General features: G+C 70.3%; 19 protein-coding genes. 6 read left to right on the top strand and 13 right to left on the bottom strand.

Annotation, left to right across the window (positions count from 1 at the left end; translation table 11 throughout):
- Positions 1-60 precede the first annotated feature (60 nt).
- The 3 genes from LOZ83_RS33670 to LOZ83_RS33660 form a co-directional block, all read right to left on the bottom strand.
- Positions 61-597, bottom strand: coding sequence for a general stress protein (locus LOZ83_RS33670; RefSeq protein ID WP_236795818.1), 537 nt, complete (start codon positions 595-597; stop codon positions 61-63).
- 134 nt (positions 598-731) lie between these two features.
- Positions 732-1,928, bottom strand: a complete 1,197-nt coding sequence (locus LOZ83_RS33665) for an acyl-CoA dehydrogenase family protein (protein ID WP_236795817.1) — start codon at positions 1,926-1,928, stop codon at positions 732-734.
- Between the two features lie 138 nt (positions 1,929-2,066).
- Positions 2,067-2,948 carry an SPFH domain-containing protein gene (locus LOZ83_RS33660; protein ID WP_236795816.1) on the bottom strand — a complete coding sequence of 294 codons (882 nt, stop codon included), beginning with the start codon at positions 2,946-2,948 and terminating at the stop codon, positions 2,067-2,069.
- Between the two features lie 389 nt (positions 2,949-3,337).
- Here LOZ83_RS33660 and LOZ83_RS33655 point away from each other — a divergent pair, with 389 nt between their 5' ends.
- Genes LOZ83_RS33655 through LOZ83_RS33645 form a run of 3 tightly spaced genes read left to right on the top strand, consistent with a single transcriptional unit; the run spans position 3,338 to position 6,293 of the window.
- Complete coding sequence (locus tag LOZ83_RS33655; RefSeq protein ID WP_236795815.1) at positions 3,338-4,624, top strand: magnesium transporter MgtE N-terminal domain-containing protein; 1,287 nt, start codon at positions 3,338-3,340, stop codon at positions 4,622-4,624.
- On the top strand, positions 4,617-5,135 hold the full coding sequence (locus tag LOZ83_RS33650) for a DUF1003 domain-containing protein (protein WP_236795814.1): 519 nt from the start codon (positions 4,617-4,619) through the stop codon (positions 5,133-5,135). Before LOZ83_RS33655 ends, LOZ83_RS33650 begins: the two co-directional genes overlap by 8 nt.
- 9 nt (positions 5,136-5,144) lie before the next feature.
- Entirely contained in the window at positions 5,145-6,293 is a 1,149-nt protein-coding gene (locus tag LOZ83_RS33645; protein WP_236795812.1) for an Mrp/NBP35 family ATP-binding protein, read from the top strand.
- 604 nt (positions 6,294-6,897) lie between these two features.
- On the opposite strand, the gene tatB is transcribed toward LOZ83_RS33645, so the two are convergent.
- The 4 genes from tatB to sigE all read right to left on the bottom strand — a co-directional run bounded on the left by tatB (position 6,898) and on the right by sigE (position 10,220).
- Positions 6,898-7,302, bottom strand: coding sequence for a Sec-independent protein translocase protein TatB (gene tatB, locus LOZ83_RS33640; RefSeq protein ID WP_236795811.1), 405 nt, complete (start codon positions 7,300-7,302; stop codon positions 6,898-6,900).
- A 42-nt stretch (positions 7,303-7,344) separates the two neighbouring features.
- Positions 7,345-8,865, bottom strand: coding sequence for a S1C family serine protease (locus tag LOZ83_RS33635; RefSeq protein ID WP_236795809.1), 1,521 nt, complete (start codon positions 8,863-8,865; stop codon positions 7,345-7,347).
- A gap of 81 nt (positions 8,866-8,946) precedes the next feature.
- Positions 8,947-9,606 carry an anti-sigma factor gene (locus tag LOZ83_RS33630; protein WP_236795807.1) on the bottom strand — a complete coding sequence of 220 codons (660 nt, stop codon included), beginning with the start codon at positions 9,604-9,606 and terminating at the stop codon, positions 8,947-8,949.
- Positions 9,603-10,220: an RNA polymerase sigma factor SigE gene (gene sigE, locus LOZ83_RS33625; RefSeq protein ID WP_236795806.1), complete on the bottom strand. Its 618-nt coding sequence runs from the start codon at positions 10,218-10,220 to the stop codon at positions 9,603-9,605. Before sigE ends, LOZ83_RS33630 begins: the two co-directional genes overlap by 4 nt.
- A 176-nt stretch (positions 10,221-10,396) precedes the next feature.
- On the opposite strand from sigE, the gene LOZ83_RS33620 reads away from it, so the two are divergent.
- Positions 10,397-11,029, top strand: a complete 633-nt coding sequence (locus LOZ83_RS33620) for an O-methyltransferase (protein ID WP_236795804.1) — start codon at positions 10,397-10,399, stop codon at positions 11,027-11,029.
- A gap of 109 nt (positions 11,030-11,138) precedes the next feature.
- Here the strand turns inward: LOZ83_RS33620 and LOZ83_RS33615 are convergent, their stop codons facing one another.
- Positions 11,139-12,281, bottom strand: a complete 1,143-nt coding sequence (locus LOZ83_RS33615; RefSeq protein WP_236795996.1) for an MFS transporter — start codon at positions 12,279-12,281, stop codon at positions 11,139-11,141.
- A gap of 108 nt (positions 12,282-12,389) precedes the next feature.
- Here LOZ83_RS33615 and LOZ83_RS33610 point away from each other — a divergent pair, with 108 nt between their 5' ends.
- Complete coding sequence (locus LOZ83_RS33610) at positions 12,390-13,301, top strand: LysR family transcriptional regulator (RefSeq protein ID WP_236795803.1); 912 nt, start codon at positions 12,390-12,392, stop codon at positions 13,299-13,301.
- Here LOZ83_RS33610 and LOZ83_RS33605 read toward each other — a convergent pair.
- Together LOZ83_RS33605 and LOZ83_RS33600 are read right to left on the bottom strand one after the other, a co-directional pair.
- Complete coding sequence (locus LOZ83_RS33605; protein ID WP_236795801.1) at positions 13,292-14,683, bottom strand: M17 family metallopeptidase; 1,392 nt, start codon at positions 14,681-14,683, stop codon at positions 13,292-13,294. The genes LOZ83_RS33610 and LOZ83_RS33605 overlap by 10 nt on opposite strands.
- 71 nt (positions 14,684-14,754) lie before the next feature.
- On the bottom strand, positions 14,755-14,922 hold the full coding sequence (locus LOZ83_RS33600; RefSeq protein ID WP_081617745.1) for a DUF3117 domain-containing protein: 168 nt from the start codon (positions 14,920-14,922) through the stop codon (positions 14,755-14,757).
- A 175-nt stretch (positions 14,923-15,097) separates the two neighbouring features.
- Between LOZ83_RS33600 and LOZ83_RS33595 the strand changes: the two genes are divergently transcribed.
- Positions 15,098-15,892, top strand: a complete 795-nt coding sequence (locus LOZ83_RS33595) for an enoyl-CoA hydratase-related protein (RefSeq protein WP_236795799.1) — start codon at positions 15,098-15,100, stop codon at positions 15,890-15,892.
- A 198-nt stretch (positions 15,893-16,090) separates the two neighbouring features.
- Here LOZ83_RS33595 and LOZ83_RS33590 read toward each other — a convergent pair whose 3' ends face one another.
- The 3 genes from LOZ83_RS33590 to LOZ83_RS33580 are packed head-to-tail and all read right to left on the bottom strand — an operon-like array spanning position 16,091 to position 17,402.
- On the bottom strand, positions 16,091-16,657 hold the full coding sequence (locus tag LOZ83_RS33590; RefSeq protein ID WP_308190361.1) for a DNA-3-methyladenine glycosylase I: 567 nt from the start codon (positions 16,655-16,657) through the stop codon (positions 16,091-16,093).
- Entirely contained in the window at positions 16,654-17,109 is a 456-nt protein-coding gene (locus tag LOZ83_RS33585; RefSeq protein WP_236795798.1) for an SRPBCC family protein, read from the bottom strand. Before LOZ83_RS33585 ends, LOZ83_RS33590 begins: the two co-directional genes overlap by 4 nt.
- Complete coding sequence (locus LOZ83_RS33580) at positions 17,106-17,402, bottom strand: DivIVA domain-containing protein (RefSeq protein ID WP_236795797.1); 297 nt, start codon at positions 17,400-17,402, stop codon at positions 17,106-17,108. The genes LOZ83_RS33585 and LOZ83_RS33580 overlap by 4 nt, the downstream gene beginning before the upstream one ends.
- Between the last annotated feature and the right edge of the window lie 27 nt (positions 17,403-17,429).

Below are 17,429 nucleotides of genomic sequence, written 5' to 3'. Positions count from 1 at the left end.
ATCGGTGGGAAATCAACTTATGCCGGGCGATGTTTGGTGGCAAGCGGACGTGGTAACGATTCAGTCGGTTGACCCGGATGGGCGCATCGCGAGTTTCGCGAGCAGATCGCGGCCCTGTTCGGCGCTGCGTGGCTGGCAGAGCACGTCGTACCGGCCGGCGACGAGCTGGCTGGCGGAGGAGAAATCGCGCCGGCCACGGGTCGAGGCGTAGCTGATGCCGGCAAAAACAACGCCGAAGAACATGCCGGAAATGAGGCCGACGAGGATCGGCTGGTAGTGGATGCCCGGGCCGCCGCCGCTGAACAGGCCGAGCAGGATGCCCACGAACAGGCCGAACCAGGCGCCCGACACCGCGCCGGTGCCGATCACCCGGCCCCACGACAGGCGGCCGATCACCCGCTCCACGAGCATGAGATCCACGCCGACGATCGTCACGTCCCCGACCGGGAAATCGCCGTCCGCGAGGTGTTCCACCGCGCGCTGCGCCTCCGCGTAGGTCGAATACGAGCCGATCGGCCACCCGGTCGGCGGCGTCGGCATCCGGGGCAGCCCTTGCGCGGGACGTCCTGATGAGGAAAACGGGCTGGTCACGGTCATCACCTGTAACGAGAGTTCGAGCGGGGTTCCATCCTGCCAATGCCTAGGAAACCACGCGAACCCGGCGGGCGGTGCACCGTGACCGCCCTTTTATCGAGCCGCTGACTCGTTCAGCCCATCGGGCGGCCGGATGGTCAGCCTCGCGCGCGGTAGTCGCGCAGCAGGCCGCGGCTGATGATCGTCTTCTGGATCTCGCTGGTGCCCTCGCCGATGAGCAGGAACGGCGCTTCCCGCATCAGGCGTTCGATCTCGTACTCCTTGGAATAGCCGTAGCCACCGTGGATCCGGAAGGCTTCCTGGGTGACCTCCGCGCAGTACTCACTCGCGATGAGCTTCGCCATCCCCGCGGCGACGTCGTTGCGCTCGCCGGTGTCCTTCAGCCGCGCGGCGTTGACCATCATCAGGTGCGCGGCTTCGACCTTCGTCGCCATCTCCGCCAGCTTGAACGCGATCGCCTGGTGCTGCACGATCGGCTTGCCGAACGTCGTGCGCTGCTGGGCGTAGGAGATGGCCAGCTCGAACGCGCGGATCGCGATCCCGCACGCGCGCGCCGCCACGTTCACCCGGCCGACCTCGATACCGTCCATCATGAACGCGAACCCCTGGCCGGGGGCGTGCCCGAGGACCTGGGTGGCGGGGATGCGGTAGCCCTCGAACACCGCCTCCGTGGTGTCCACGCCCTTGTAGCCCATCTTGTCGATCTTGCCGGGGATCGTCAGCCCCGGCGCGACCTCGCCGAACCCCTCGGGCTTGTCCACCAGGAACGTGGTCAGGTTCTGATGCGCCTTCTCGCCGCCCTCGTCGGTCTTGACCAGCAACGCGATCAGGTTCGAGGAACCGCCGTTGGTGAGCCACATCTTCGACCCGTCGATGACGTACTCGTCGCCATCGCGCTTGGCACGGGTCTTGATCGCGGCCACGTCCGAACCGAGATCGGGCTCGGACATGGAGAAGGACCCGCGGATCTCGCCCTGAGCCATCTTCGGCAGGTACTTCTGCTTCTGCTCGATCGTGCCGTGGCGGGAAATCATGTGTGCCACGATGAAATGCGTGTTGATCACCCCGGACACGCTCATCCACCCACGCGCGATCTCCTCGACCACCAGCGCATACGTCAGCAGCGACTCGCCGAGCCCACCGAACTCCTCGGGGATGGTGAGCCCGAACAGGCCCATCTCCTTCATGCCCTCGACGATGTCCGCGGGATACGCGTCGGCGTGCTCCAGCTCCTGCGCGTGCGGGATGATCTCCTTGTCCACGAACGTGCGCACGGTGGACAAGATCTCGGCCTGCACTTCGGTGAGGCCTGCGGTCTGGGCGAGACGAGCCATGCCGCCGAGTATGACCCCTGCCCAGGTGACCCGGGTATGAGAACCCTCACGGGGTTCGCTGCCGCCGGGACGGGGCCACCGTGGCTGGCGGGACGTCCGCGGCGCGACCGTGAGTCCACTGTGTACGAAGAAGGTGGACTAGGTGGACTTCTCCCCTTCGGGGAGGCGCGGCTGGGGTGGGTGCCCGTTGGCCGCCTCCTTCGAGGCCCGCACTTCCTTCGGCGACTCCGCTTCTTTCGCTTGCTGAGTCTCGTTCTGCTGCTGCGCCCGTTGCGTGTACTGGTCGACGAAACGCAACAGCTCCACGGGGAACGGCAGCACGAGCGTCGAGTTCTTCTCCGCCGATACCTGCACCACCGTCTCCAGCAACCGCAGCTGCAGCGCGGCGGGGGTGTCCGCCATCCGGGCGGCGGCTTGCGACAGTTTCTCCGACGCCTGCAGCTCACCGTCGGCCGAGATGACCCGCGCGCGGCGTTCCCGCTCTGCCTCCGCCTGTCGCGACATCGAGCGCTTCATCGTCTCCGGCAGTGCGACGTCCTTGATCTCCACGCGGTCGATGTGCACACCCCAGTCCAGCGCCGGGCTGTCGATCATCAACTCGAGGCCCTGGTTGAGCCGCTCGCGGTTGGACAACAGGTCGTCGAGATCGCTCTTGCCGATGATCGAGCGCAGCGAGGTCTGGGCCACCTGCCCCACGGCGAACCGGTAGTCCTGCACGTTCACCGCGGCCACCACGGGGTCGATGACCTTGAAGTACACCACCGCGTCCACGCGAACCGTCACGTTGTCGCGCGTGATGCCCTCCTGCGCGGGCACCGGCAGGGTCACGATCTGCATGTTGACCTTCTGCAGCCGATCCGCGAGCGGCACGAGCATCGTCAGCCCCGGTTCCCGCACGGTCGACCGCACCCGGCCGAACCGGTAGACCAGGCCCCGCTCGTACTGCTTGACCACGCGCACGCTCGCACCGAGCCAGGCGACGCCCGCGACGGCGATTATGGAGACGAGTTCCACCACCATGGCAGCTCCCCGGACGTAGGTCCCTTTCACCAATGTTACCCCCGTCACACGATTCCGGAGCCCCATCGGTTCAGCATCCTGGTCACGTGCGGATACCGAAAGCGCTTCCGAGCAACCGGCCCGGCGCGAGGGCGCGCCTGGCGAGCCGGCCGGTTTTAACTATCCACTTAGGACATAGAGGGATCCGATCCCGGTCGTCGGCGATGTGACGTTCGGCGTGATTCCCTGTTGTGGAACAGAATGAGCAAGTCCACAGTGGATGAGAAGTTCGCGGCGATCGCCGTAGAAGTGAACCTCGACGCCGAGCCGGTGCGCCCGTCGGCCTTCGCTGAGACAGCGCTGAGATCGTGTGCTGGGCAGCCCGCCCGAGATACCGTTAGCCTGGCCCCGTGAACAGGGTCTTCGCCGCTCAGCTAGCCGGATTGCCGGTATTCGGCCCGGATGGTGAGTCCATCGGGAAAGCCCGGGATCTCGTCGTCGGGCTGCGGCTGGACCAGCAGCCGCCGAGGGTGCTCGGGCTCGTCGTCGTACTCTCGACCCGCCGCAGGGTGTTCGTGCCGATGCTGCGGGTCACCTCGATCGAGCCGAACGCGGTCACACTCGCCACCGGCTCGGTCAACATGCGCCAGTTTCACCAGCGCCCCAACGAGGTGCTCGTGCTGGGGCAGCTCATCGACGCGCACGCGGCCCTGCGGGAGACCGGTGCCCGCGTCTCCGTCGTGGACGCCGCGATCGAGCCACAGCGCACCCGCGACTGGGTGCTCGCGAAGCTCGCCGTCCGCGAGCGCACCGGACGCCTCGGCCTCACCCGACGCCGGTCGTCGCTGCAGGTGCTGCCGTGGGGCGACGTCTCGGGCCTGAGCCTCACCGACCTGACCGGGCAAAGTCCCCAAGGCGCGGCCCAGCTGCTCATGTTGTTCGACACGATGCGCGCGGTCGACATCGCCGCCACGGTGCGGGATCTGCCCACCAAGCGCAAGCACGAGGTGGCCGACTCGATGGATGACGAGCGGCTCGCCGACGTGCTCGAAGAGCTGCCCGAGGACGACCAGAAGGAGCTGCTGCAGCACCTGTCCGAGGAACGCGCGGCCGACATCCTCGAAGCGATGAACCCGGACGACGCCGCCGACCTGCTCGCCGAGTTCGCGCCCGCCGACCAGAGCCGGCTGCTGGAGCTGATGGAGCCGGAGGAGTCCGAGCCGGTCAAGCGGCTGCTGGCGTACTCGTCCGACACCGCGGGCGGGCTCATGACACCGGAACCCGTGGTCCTCACCCCGGACGCGACGGTCGCCGAAGCGCTCGCGCACATCCGCAACGCCGATCTGCCTACCGCGCTCGCGACGATGGTCTTCGTGTGCCGCCCGCCGCAGGCGACGCCCACCGGGCGCTACGTCGGGGTCGTGCACTTCCAACGGCTCCTGCGGGAGCCACCCGCGGAGATGATCGCGGCCGCGGTCGACTCCGACCTGCCCGCGCTGAGCCCGAGCGCGTCGCTGCCGGAGGTGACGCGGTACTTCGCCGCGTACAACCTCGCGTGCGGGCCGGTCGTGGACCCGCAGGACCATCTGCTGGGTGCCGTCACCGTCGACGACCTGCTCGACCATCTGCTGCCCGAGGACTGGCGCGAGACCGGGCTGCGCGACACGACCGACAACGAGGAGGTGGAGCGTGCCTGAACTGCTCCCCAGACGGCGACTGGACCAGCCCCGCGCGGGGCGCCGGGTCATCTCGATCGACCCGGACACGTTCGGACGGCTTTCCGAACGGCTGGCCCGGTTCCTGGGCACCGGCAAGTACCTGTTCTGGCAGACGCTCATCGTGATCGTGTGGATCGCCCTCAATCTCGGTGCCGCCGCGCTGCGCTGGGACCCGTACCCGTTCATCCTGCTCAACCTGGCGTTCTCCACGCAGGCCGCGTACGCCGCGCCGCTGATCCTGCTGGCGCAGAACCGGCAGGACGACCGTGACCGGATCTCCCTGGAGGAGGACCGGAACCGCGCCGCACAGACCAAGGCGGACACCGAGTACCTGGCGCGGGAGCTGGCCGCCCTGCGGCTCGCGATCGGCGAGGTCGCCACCCGGGACTACCTCCGCGGCGAACTCGACAAGCTGCGCGAGGACCTGAACACCAAGCGCCGGAAGCAGAAAGGCAACCGCCCGGCACCGGAGCCCGTTACCGGTACGTAGCATGGGGGAATGACCAGCAGCACGCAGCAGATCCCCAGCGTGGAGGACGTCCGCGCGGCGCTCAAGGACGTCTACGACCCGGAGATCAAGAAACCGATCACCGACCTCGGCATGGTCAAGGACGTCGTGGTCGGCGACGACGGCGTCGTCACGGTCGCGGTGTATCTGACGGTCGCGGGGTGTCCGCTCAAGGAAACGATCACGCGCGACACGACGAAGGCCGTCGGCAAGCTCGACGGTGTCCGTGACGTGCGGGTCGAACTCGACGTGATGAGCGACGAGCAGCGCACCGAGCTGCGGAAGTCCCTGCGCGGAGACGCCGAAGAGCCGGTGATCCCGTTCGCCCAGCCCGGTTCGCTGACGCGGGTCTACGCCGTCGCGTCGGGCAAGGGTGGTGTCGGGAAGTCGAGCGTGACCGTCAACCTGGCGGTCGCGATGGCCGAGCGCGGGCTGTCGGTCGGTGTGGTCGACGCGGACATCTACGGCCATTCGGTGCCGCGGATGCTGGGCGCGCGGGAGAAGCCGACCAAGGTCGAGAAGATGATCATGCCGCCGCAGGCGCACGGCGTGAAGGTCATCTCGATCGGCATGTTCACCCCGGGAAACACGCCGGTGGTGTGGCGCGGGCCGATGCTGCACCGTGCGCTGCAACAGTTCCTGGCCGACGTGTTCTGGGGCGACCTGGACATCCTGCTGCTGGACCTGCCGCCGGGCACCGGGGACATCGCGATCTCGGTCGCGCAGCTGATCCCGAACGCCGAGATCCTCGTGGTGACCACGCCGCAGCAGGCCGCGGCCGAGGTCGCCGAGCGGGCCGGGGCGATCGCGATGCAGACGCGGCAGCGGCTGGCCGGGGTCATCGAGAACATGTCGTGGCTGGAGACGCCGTCCGGGGAGCGGATGGAGATCTTCGGCTCGGGCGGCGGGCAGACGGTGGCGGACTCGCTGTCGAAGTCGACGGGCGCCACAGTGTCGCTCCTGGGTCAGGTCCCGCTGGACCCGCGGCTGCGCGAGCAGGGTGACGCCGGCACGCCGATCGTGCTGGCCGAGCCGACCGCCCCGGCGGCCGAGGTCCTCAAGGACGTGGCGACGAAGCTGTCCGTCCGGGCCCGCGGCCTGGCCGGGATGATGCTGAACGTGACCCCGACGAGGCGCTGACCCACTGCGCGCGGGCGGCCCACATGGCCGCGCCGGGCCAACACGGCCGCACGAGCGGCAAACTCACCGCCGTGGCGGGCCAACACGGCCGCACGGGCGGCAAATCACCGATGCGGCGAGCCAACTCAACCGGCGCGACGGGCAAACACGCCCACGCGAGCCGCAAACACGCCGCCGCAGCGGGCCCTCGCCCGCGCCACGGGCCAACACGCCCTCGCGGGCAGCAAACTCACCGCCGTGGCGGGCCAACACGACCGCGCGAGCGGCAACAACGGCCGCGCCACCAGCCAACTCACCGACGCCACGCGCAAACACGGCCACGCGAGCCGCAAACTCACCGCCGCGGCGGGCCAACTCACCAGCGCCACGCGCAAACACGCCCGCGCGAGCGGCAAACACACCGACGCCACCGGCAAACTCACCGCCCCGACAGGCAAACACGCCCGCGCCACGGGCAAACACGCCCCGCGCGAGCGGCAACAACGGCCGCGCCACCAGCCAACTCACCGACGCCACGGGCAAACACGGCCGCGCGGGCGGCAAAAACGGCGATCGAGACAGGGAGCACGCACGGCGCCCGGCACCGGCCGCCAACCCGTCAAAGCTAAGTGGCGTCCGGGTCGACGGGGGGCTTCTCGCCGGGCTTGAGGGTCTCGGGCTCGGTGGGCTTCGCTGTCACCGCCGGGTAGCCGTTCGGCTTCGTGCTGCCACCGCTGGTTCCGTTGAGCCCCAACGGATCGGGGTCGCCGTCGAACAGGTGGTTGGTGATCGCCCGCCGCGGGTCGAAGTTGCGCAGCTGCCGCAGATCCTCCAGCGGCTTGCGGAACTCGTCGAACTCAGGGCCCATCTCGTCCTGCAACTGCTGCCGCGCACCGCTGGCGAACTCACGCACCTTCCGCACGCTCTTCGCCAGCCACGACGCCGCTTCGGGCAGCCGTTCCGGGCCGAGGATGAACAGACCGGCGACGATGAGAACGAGAATCTCGCCCCAGCCCACGCTATCGAACACCAGCGAACCTCCTCGTGACCCTTGCGAGGTCAGCGTACCCGCCTAATCGGAACCGAGGGTTACGTCAACGACAAGAGGACGCCCCTGCCGGACGAGCTGGACCGGCACGACCTCGCCGATGTCGTGCCCCCGCACCGCGACGGTCAGCTCGGCCGCGTTGCGCACCAGCCGGTCCCCGACCTTCGTGATCACGTCGCCCTCGGCGATGCCCGCGTTCGCGGCCGGGCCGCCGTCGGCGACGTTGAGCACCTGCGCGCCCTCGGACGTGTCGGCCGAGACCGAGGCCGCGTTGATCCCGATGTCGGCGTGCTTGACCTGGCCGTTGCTGATCAGCACCCGCGCGATCCGGATCGCGTCGTCCGCGGGAATCGCGAAGCCGATGCCGATGCTGCCGCCCTGCCCGGCCTCGCCGCTGTCGGTCCGGATCGACGAGTTGATGCCCACCAGCGCGCCCGTCGAATCGACCAGCGCACCGCCCGAGTTGCCGCGGTTGATGGGCGCGTCGGTCTGGATCGCGTCGTAGGTGACGGGGGGCTCGCCGTTCTCGCCCTGCGCGGTGATCGGCCGGTGCAGCGCGCTGACGATGCCCGCCGTCACCGTGTTCTGCAGGCCCAGCGGGGAGCCGACCGCGATCACCGAGTCACCGGGCTCGAGATTGGACGACTTGCCGATCTGGATGACGACCGGATTGCGCACCGCCACCTTGATCACCGCGAGGTCGGTCTTCGGGTCGGTGCCCACGACCTTCGCCTCGGTGCGGGTGCCGTCGGTGAACACCGCGGTGATCTTCGCCTGCGGGTCGCTCGTGGCCAGCGAGATGACGTGGTTGTTGGTGATCGCGTAGCCGTTCGGGTCGATCATCACGCCCGAACCCACGCTGCCGGACTGCCCCGACTTCACCTCGATCGAGACGACCGCGGGCGACACTCGCTGCGCGATGTCGGCGATCGACCCGGGCGCCCGTTCCTTGCCGGCCTCGGCCTCGGAGATCGTCGCACTGCCGGTCAGCGAATTGCCCGTGCTCGCGATCCACCAGCCGATGGCCCCGCCGGCAGCCCCGATCAGCAACGCGACGACCCCGAGCAGGCCCAGCGCGACCGGCTTGACGCGACGGCCGAACAGCACCTCGGGCAACGACAGCATCGCGCCCCGGGGTCGCTCCTCCTCGTCCGTCTCCTCGTCCGCGACATCGAGCGCGGGGCCACCCAGCACTGCGGCGGCACCCGGGTCACGCCACGGGTCGGCGGTCTTGGACCACAGTGGCGACTCCGGTGACGGGCCCTGACCGTTCCCATTGTCGTCAGCGGCACGCTGCAGCCGGACGTCGTTCGCGCCGGGCGGGCGGCCGAACGCCTCGGCCAGCGATTCCGGCGCCGGTGGCTTCGCGATGATGTGGGCACCGTTGGGTGTGCCCGGCGTGTACAGCTTGTCGAACGCGCCGTCGACACCCTGCGGCCGGCCGAAAGTGGCGGCCTGCGAGGGATCGACCGAAGGGCGGTCCAGGGGTCGAGGGGCGAGGCGAGGCTCGCCGGATTGCTCCGCTGGATTGTTCGGCTGACTCATCGTTCCCCGGGGTGGACGGATTTCACGCTTCGGCGCGACCCTACGCCATCCGATTCTTCCGTCTCGACGGTGAAGCCGACGTCAGCGGCCCGGCGTGACCGAGGTGGTGGTGGTCGTCGTGGTGGCCGGCGCGGCGGGCTCGCCACCGAACTGCGCCCGCAGCACACCCGGGTTGGCACCGGCCGGCTGCTCCGGCGTCTGCGCGGTGCCGCCACCGCCGCCGGACGTGGCGACGATCGCGAGCGCGCTCAGCACGATGCCGGACACGACGACACCGGCGCCCTGGGCGGCACGCTTGCGGACGGAACTGGTCCGGTGCGAGTTGAGCACCGCGGAGCCGTTGCCGAGCGGCGCGCTGGAGCCGAGCGGCGCGGACGACCCGAGCGCTGTGGGCGCCTGGTGACGCAGGCCGGCGACCCGGTCCGGGCGCTGGATCGCGACCAGCTGGCCTTCCTCGGTCATCGCGAGGTTGTCCGGGGACATCGGAAGATCGGTGTGCTCGGGGATCGCGCGCAGGCTCGCCAGGAAACCGGCGGACATGCTCGGCGCCCCGGCGTGCTTGACCGCGGAGCGGGCCTGCCGTTGCGCCGCGACGTCGGCGGCACAGCACGGGCACCCGGCGATATGCGAAGCGGCCCGGTCCCGCGCACCCAGCGACAGCTCGCCGTCGACGAAGGCGACGACCACGTCGGGCAGGAGATGCGATTCGGGAAAGAAACCCCTGCCTCGCATGTCGGTCATGCGGAAGCCTCCATGGATTCCTCCTTCAGCGCGCGCCGCCGCTCGAGCGAAGCACGCAGCGCCTGCCGGCCGCGGTGGATCCGGCTGCGCACGGTGCCCAGCTTGACGCCGAGCGTCGCGCCGATCTCCTCGTAGGACAAGCCTTCGACGTCACACAGCACCACCGCGGCACGGAACTCGGGCGGCAGCTCGTCGAGCGCGTCCTGCAGGTCCGGGTCCAGGTGGGTGTCGCTGTAGACCTGCTCGGGGCTCGGGTCGTCGCCGACGATCCGGTCGGTGTCCTCGGGCAGCCCCTCCATGCGCACCCGCGAGCGGCGGCGCGCCATGTCGAGGAAGAGGTTCGTGGTGATGCGGTGCAGCCAGCCCTCGAACGTGCCCGGCTTGTAGGACGCCAGGGACCGGAACACCCGGATGAAGGTCTCCTGCGTGAGATCTTCGGCGTCGTGGGTGTTGCCCGTCAGGCGGTACGCGAGCCGGTACACCCGGTCGGCGTGCTCCCGGACGACCTCGTCCCAGGACGGTGGCGTCCACACGGTCTCGTCGACCGTCACGGGGCGGCCGTCGAGCTGCTCGTTCAGCGCGCTGTTGTGCATCGGCGGGGAAGGCACCTCCATCAGGCTGTTCTCCCTACTGCTTGGACCAACGTGGCCCGGCCACGCGGTGTTCCCGTCCATGGGACGTAGCTTGACCGATCTCCTTATGTGTCTAGTGAGACCGGACTGAGAGGCGCCTGAGAGAAGTGTGCACGTCTTGCACGGTTTTGGCGACGACCAGCGCTAACCTCTCCGGTGTGACCTCCGAGACGCAGGCCGGCGTCGACGATTACGTCGAGAGCTACCTGCCCGACGACGACGCGCTGCTGGCTGCCCGGATGCGTGCGGAGGACCTGGGGTGCGCGGCGCTCGGCGGGGCGGCCGGCGCGGCGTTGTGCTTCCTCGCGACGAGCCTGCGCGCGCGGGCGGTCGTGGAGATCGGGACCGGCACCGGGGTCAGCGGGCTGTATCTGTTGCGCGGGATGGCGCCCGAGGGGGTGCTCACGTCGATCGACATCGAGCCCGAGCACCACGGCGCGGCCCGGCAGACGTTCCGCGACGCCGGGTTCGCCCCTGGTCGCACCCGGTTGATCATGGGCCGCGCGCTGGAAGTGCTGCCGCGCCTGACCAGCGGCGGCTACGACCTGGTGTTCATCGACGCCGCCCGTGCCGAGTACCCGAGCTACTACGAGAACGGCGTGCACCTGCTGCGCGCGGGCGGCGTGATCGCGTTCCACGGGGTGCTGGCGCCGAGGTCCGACCCGGCCCGCCGGGACCCGGGCCTGCTCGCGGCCCGCGAACTGGCCCGGGCGGTCCGCGAGGACGACCGGCTCGTGCCCACGCTGCTTCCGGTCGGCGGTGGCCTGCTGGCGGCCGCCTTGCGGGGCTAGGCCCGTCGTTCGGCGAGCACCCAGCTCGGCAGCACTACCGCAGAGGATGACGCAGCGGCGCTGATCGCACTTGGTGCGACGGTCGCCGCGTTCGACGCCACCGAGGCCATCAGCGCGGCGAAAACCGCCGGGCGGTCAGGGTGACGACCGCCGCCGCGACGAGCAGCCACGCCACGACGGTCACGGTCAGCCACGTCCACCCCGCGTGCGCGAAGATCACACTGCCGGCCGTGCCGCCGACGCTGCTGCCCAGGTAGTACGCCAGCGTGTAGGCCCCCGACGCCTGACCGCGCGCGCCCTCGGGTGCCTCCGCCGCGGTCCAGCCGTTCGCGACCGCGTGCGCGGCGAAGAACCCGCCGGTGAGTACGACCAGGCCGGCCACGACCAGCACCAGCGAGTCCGGCAAGGTCAGCAGCGCGCCCACGGCCGTGACCAGCAGTGCGCCGACCGCCGAGCGCAGCCTGCCGAACCGTGCCACCGTCCGGCCCACCGTCCCCGAAGACACCGACCCGATGGCGTACGCCAGGAACACCAGCGACGCGATCGCGGGTGACAGGTTCAGTGGCGAGCCGGTCAGCCGGAACCCGGCCGCGTTGTAGACCGCGACGAACGAACCCATCGCGAGCAGCGCGACGGTGTATTGCGCCAGCAGGATCGGTTTCCGCACGGCCGCACCGATGCCGGCGAGCACGTTCATCCGAGTCCGTGGCCGGATGGCCGACGGCGGCAGCGAGAAGACCGTCACCAGCGAGAAGATCGATCCCAGCACGGCCACCACGGTGAGCGCGCCGTGATAGCCGAGCCGGTCGACGCTGAAGCCCGCCGCGAGCCGGCCGAGCATGCCGCCGACCGAGTTGCCCGCGATCATCGCGCCGACCGCCGCCGCGACCCCGGTCCGGCCCAGCCGCTCGACGAGATACGCCGCGGCGACGCCGGGGAACCCCGCGATCGCGATCCCCTGCAAAGCCCGCAGTACCAGCAAGATCCCGTACGACGGCGCGAGCGGCAGCAGCAGGCCCAGCACGGCGGCCGCGATGACCGACGTGAGGATGATCGGCCGCCGGCCGACGATCTCCGACAGTGCCGCGATCGGCAGCACGGAGATCGCGAGGGCACCGGTCGCGACACTGATCGCGAGCGAGGCGCCACCGGGATCGAGGTGGTACTGCGCGGCGAGCTGCGGCAGCACCGGCTGCGGCGCGTACAGCAGCGCGAACGACGAGATGCCGGCGGCGGCCACGGCGATCTTCACGCGCCGGGTGCCGACGGGGGCGGAAACGAGCAGGTCAGCGGTCACAAGTTCGAAGCTAAGGTTCGCTAACTGATACGTCTAATACGGCAAACTGGCATTATCGATACGGTGACGTATGAGAGCGAGCTGGAGTCCGCCGACCAGCGGCTCAGCGCGGTGCTGGCCCCCAATCTGGTCCTGTTGTCGGCGCTGCGTGAAACGCGCAACATCACCCGGGCGGCCGAGCTGCTCGGCATCCCGCAGCCGACGGTCAGCCGGCGCCTGGCCGCGCTCGCCGGCGCGGTCGGCGCCCCGCTGACCGAGCCCGACGGCCGCGGCATCCGGCTGACCAGGGTCGGCACGATCCTCGCCGACACCGCGGGCCGCGCGCTTCCGGCGATCGAGGCGGGCGCCCGCCAGGCGCGCGAGGAGATCGAACCGGACCGCGGACACGTCGTACTGGGCTTCCTGCACCTGCTCGGCCGCTCGCTCGTGCCGAACCTGCTGCGCGGCTTCCGCGCGCGCTACCCCGGCGTGCGGTTCAGCCTCGTGCAAGGTTCGCGCCAGCACATCCTCGACCAGCTCACGGCGGGCGAACTCGACCTCGCGCTCGTCGCACCCGTGCCGGACACGCTCGAGTCGATCATCATCGCCGAGCAGGACCTGCCGCTGTCCGTACCGGCAGGACACCGGCTCGCGCAGCGCCGCCGGATCCGCTTCGCCGAGCTGGCAGACGAGCCGTTCGTGATGCTGGAACACGGGTACGGGGTCCGCCAGATCACCGACGCTCTGTGCGCGGAAGCCGGATTCGAGCCGAAGATCGTCTTCGAGGGACAGGAATCGGACACCGTACGCGGCCTGGTCGCTGCCGGGTTCGGTGTCGCGGTGCTACCCCAATTCGGCTCGGCGATCCCGGCCGGTGTCGTGGAGATCCCGCTCTCGCCGAAGATCAGCCGCCAGATCTGCCTGACCTGGCGCCCGGGCGAGCACTTCACGCCCGCTGTGCGGTCCTTCCGGGACCACGTGCGGGCTCAGGCGTAGGACGCCGCGAGCTCCACCAGTGTCCGCGCCGCGAACCCGGTCGCACCGGGTACGACCTCGGCGTACGTGGTCTCCGCGCGCGCCGGGCCCGCGATGTCCAGATGCGCCCACGGCACGCCGTCGACGAACTCGCGCAGGAACAGCGCGGCCGTCACGCCGCCGGGACCGCCCGGCGCCTGCCGCACGTCGGCCAGCTCGCCGCGCACCGCGTCGGCGTGCTCTTCGAGCAGCGGCATCCGCCACCACGCCTCGCCCGCCTGCTCCCCCGCCGCGAGCAGGCGGCCGGCCAGCTCGTCGTCGGTCGCGAACAGCCCACCGGTGCGCAGGCCGAGCGCGACCTTCATGGCGCCGGTGAGCGTCGCGACGTCGACGACCGCGTCCGGCCGGAACCGGCGGATGCCGTAGACGAGCGCGTCGGCCAGGACCATCCGGCCCTCGGCGTCGGTGTTGCTCACCTCGGTGGTGATCCCGCCGTAGTGCCGCACGACATCGCCGGGCCGGTACGAGCCGCCGGACACGTGGTTCTCCGCCGCGGGCACCAGCGCCGTCACCCGGATGCCCAGCCCGAGCGCGGCGATCGCGCGGGTCGCGGCGATGACCGCGGCGCCACCGGCCATGTCGGTGCGCATGAGGTGCATACCCTGGGCGGGTTTGATGGACAGACCACCGGTGTCGAAGGTGATTCCCTTGCCCACCAACAACAAATGCTGGGTAGCACCGCGCGGGCGGTAGGCCAGCTCGATGAGCCGGGGCGGGCTGACCGAACCACCGCCGACCGCGAGCACACCGCCAAAGCGCTGCTCGGCGAGCCAGACCTCGTCGTGGATCGTCGCGCGCAACCCGGGCACGTCCTCGACCACGCGCTCCGCGGTCTCGGCGAGCCACTGCGGGTTCTTGATGTTGGACGGCGTGTTCGCCAGGTCGCGGGCCAGGGTCGCCGCGCCGGCCAGCGCGCGCACCCGGTCGATGATCTCCGCGTAGGCCGGGACGGCGCGCTCGTACGGCGTCAGCAGCCGGAGCGTCTGCAGGGCGGGCGCCGACTCGGCGCTCACCTTGAACTGGTAGCCGCCCAGCAGCGCACCCATCGTCAACCCGGCGACGGTGTGGCCGTCGGCCTCCGGGGTCAGCTCGACCTGCACGGCCTTGGCGGGCTTGCCGTCCTCGTCCTGTGCCGCGCGGACGAGCGCCGCGCCGGCCGCGCGCCAGTCCTTCTCGGTGCCGTCGCCGATGCCGACCTGCCAGCGGAACTCGCCTTCGCCATTGCGCACCTCACCGGCCTTGCCGGGGACCAGCGTGGCCGACGGGGCGCCGCGGCGGCGGGAGTCGGCGACCTCGATGTCGATCAGGCGGCTCGGTACGGACGGCAGCGGGAAGCGCGCCAACGGAAGACCTCCGGGACGGGACGGCGAAAAACCGGCTGACGATTGTCAGCCGGCGAAGGGAGCGAACAAGGTCAGCTCGTCGCCTCCTGCAGGGCGACGCCCAGGTCCTTGGCCTCCTCGGCCGAAAGCTCTACGACGAGTCGCCCGCCCCCTTCGAGCGGCACGCGCATCACGAGGCCCCGCCCCTCCTTAGTCACCTCGAGGGGACCATCTCCGGTCCGGGGCTTCATGGCCGCCATAGCGTGCTCCCTCCGTCTCAACCGGCGCGCCCGGGTCGCGCATGTCTGAGCCAACCGGGTGTCGCACGCCATTCTCCCTCATCAACACGGGCGTGCGTACGCGGACCGATCTTTTCGTGTTTGCATAGGTGCTGGTATGCGGCTCGCCGAGCGCCCAGGAACCAGGAGGAAACCAGTGACCACCGAGGAAGTGCTGCTGACCGCCGACGCGGACGGCGTGCGCACGCTGGCCCTGCACCGGCCGAACGCCTACAACTCGCTCACCGTGGAGCTGAAAGAGCGTCTGCTCGCGGCACTGCGGGAGGCCGCGGAAGCGCCCGAGGTACGGGCGATCGTACTGACCGGCGCGGGCAAGGCGTTCTGCGCGGGCCAGGACCTGAAGGAGCACGTCGGGTTGCTGCAGTCCGGTGACCCGACGCCGCTGCAGACCGTGCAGGACCACTACAACCCGATCGTCCGGGCCATCGTCAGCACGCCGAAGCCGGTGATCGCCGCCGTCAACGGCCCGGCCGCGGGTGCCGGCGCGGCCTTCGCCTACGCCGCGGACCTGCGGATCGCCGCCGAGTCGGCGAACTTCCTGATGGCGTTCGCCAACGTCGGGCTCGGGCCGGACTCGGGTGCGTCGTGGACGCTGCAGCGGCTGGTCGGCTACGGCCGCGCCGCCGAGCTGATGCTGCTGGCACGCACCGTCAAAGCGGACGAGGCCAAGCAGCTCGGCCTGGTCGGCGAGGTCGTGCCGAACGAGGAGTTGGCGGAGCGTGCGCACACGGTCGCGGCGAAACTCGCCGCCGGCCCGACGGTCACCTACGCGAAGATCAAGGAGGTGCTGAACGCGGCCGCGGACTCCAGCCTCGAGGACGCCCTGCTGGTCGAGGACGCCGCCCAGACGGTGCTCGGCGCGACGGCGGACCACCGCGAGGCGGTCGAAGCCTTCGTCGCCAAGCGCAAGCCGGTGTTCCAGGGCAAGTAGCCGCCGCCGCGCTTTTCGAAGCGGCGGAGCCGCTTGCTGTGGGCCGTCCGCTGGCGCCGCTGCGGGTTCTGAGGTGGTTCCTGGCGAGGACAGCTCCGACGTGGTGACTTGGCAGTCATGAGGAGGAGATCCCGGAGCCAGGGGCCGCCTCAGGTTCCGCCACTCGCACCGCCACGCAAGCCCGTCTGGAACCGACAACTAGGCCGCGCGGAAGCAGCCTTGGAGGTGATCGTCGACCATGCCGGTGGCCTGCATCAGCGCGTAGCAGGTGGTGGGGCCGACGAACGCGAAGCCGCGTTTCTTCAGGTCGCGGGCCATGGCCGTCGATTCCGGGGTGATCGCCGGGACGTCGGCCATGGTTCGCGGGCGGGGCCGCGGGTCCGTGGGGGCGAAGGACCACAGCAGCTCGTCGAGTGGCCGGTCGAGTTCGGCGACCGCGCGGGCGTTGGTGATCGCGGCCCGGATCTTCGCGCGGTTGCGGATGATCGCGGTGTCGGCGAGCAGCCGCGCGATGTCGTCGTCGCCGAAGTTCGCGACCTTCTCGGGCACGAACCCCGCGAACGCGCGGCGGAATCCCTCGCGCTTGCGCAGGATCGTGATCCACGACAGGCCGGATTGGAACGCTTCCAGGCACAACCGCTCGTACAGCGCGTCCCGGCCGTGGAGCCGCACGCCCCACTCCGTGTCGTGGTAGACGGTGTAGTCCGGCGCGGTGTTGCCCCACGGGCAGCGGGCCACGCCGTCCTCGCCGCGCTCGGCGGTCACACCGCGCCGATCGTGTAGTTCTCCGCGAACTGCGCGAACTTCTTCAGCGACTGCCGGAACCCGAGCGCGAGCATCGGCCGGGTGACCGGCCAGCTCAGCCGGCCGAACGGGCCGAACGGCAGCTCCAGGCTCTCCGACCAGACGAACGTCGAGGCCTGCGGGCCCTTCGCGTGCACGTGGAAGGCACCGTTGCCGCGGACGAACGAGCCGAGGTGCCGGACCGTGCAGCGGACCGGTGGCTCCCAGGCGGTGATCTCCATGGTGTCCGTGAAACCGAGGCCGCGCAGCCCGGTGAACGCCGACAACCGGGTGCCGACGCTGCGCCCGTCCCCCTCGATGACCTGCACGTCGGTGGCGAGGATCCACTCGTTCGCCCGGGCCCAGTCGGTGAGCGCCAGCCAGGTCGTGCCCGCGGGCGCCTCGATGTCGACGGAGAAGACGAGGTCCGTCATCTGGAAGACTCTTTTTCCAGCTCCGCGACCCGGGCCCGCAGTGAGTCGATCTCGGTGCCGAGCCTGCGCACCACCCAGTCCACTTCGGACATCTTGTAGCCGCGGAGGACGAGCTGGAACTTCACGCCCTGCACGTCCTCGCCCGTGATGTCGCGAACCGGCAGCCGGGTCGGCGAGCTGCCCGGCGGCAGGGGTGCGAGTTCTTCACCGCGCCCGAACACGACGGCGGCCAGCAGGAACACCACCGCCGCCACGAGCACCATGACTACGAGGTAGATCAGCGCGGTCGTCACGCCACGATTGTGACACCAGCGCTCGGC

Source organism: Amycolatopsis sp. GM8, assembly GCF_021653975.1.
Lineage (GTDB): Bacteria > Actinomycetota > Actinomycetes > Mycobacteriales > Pseudonocardiaceae > Amycolatopsis_E.
Note: the sequence above shows the minus strand (reverse complement) of the source record. Positions and strands in the feature narration are given on the sequence as shown.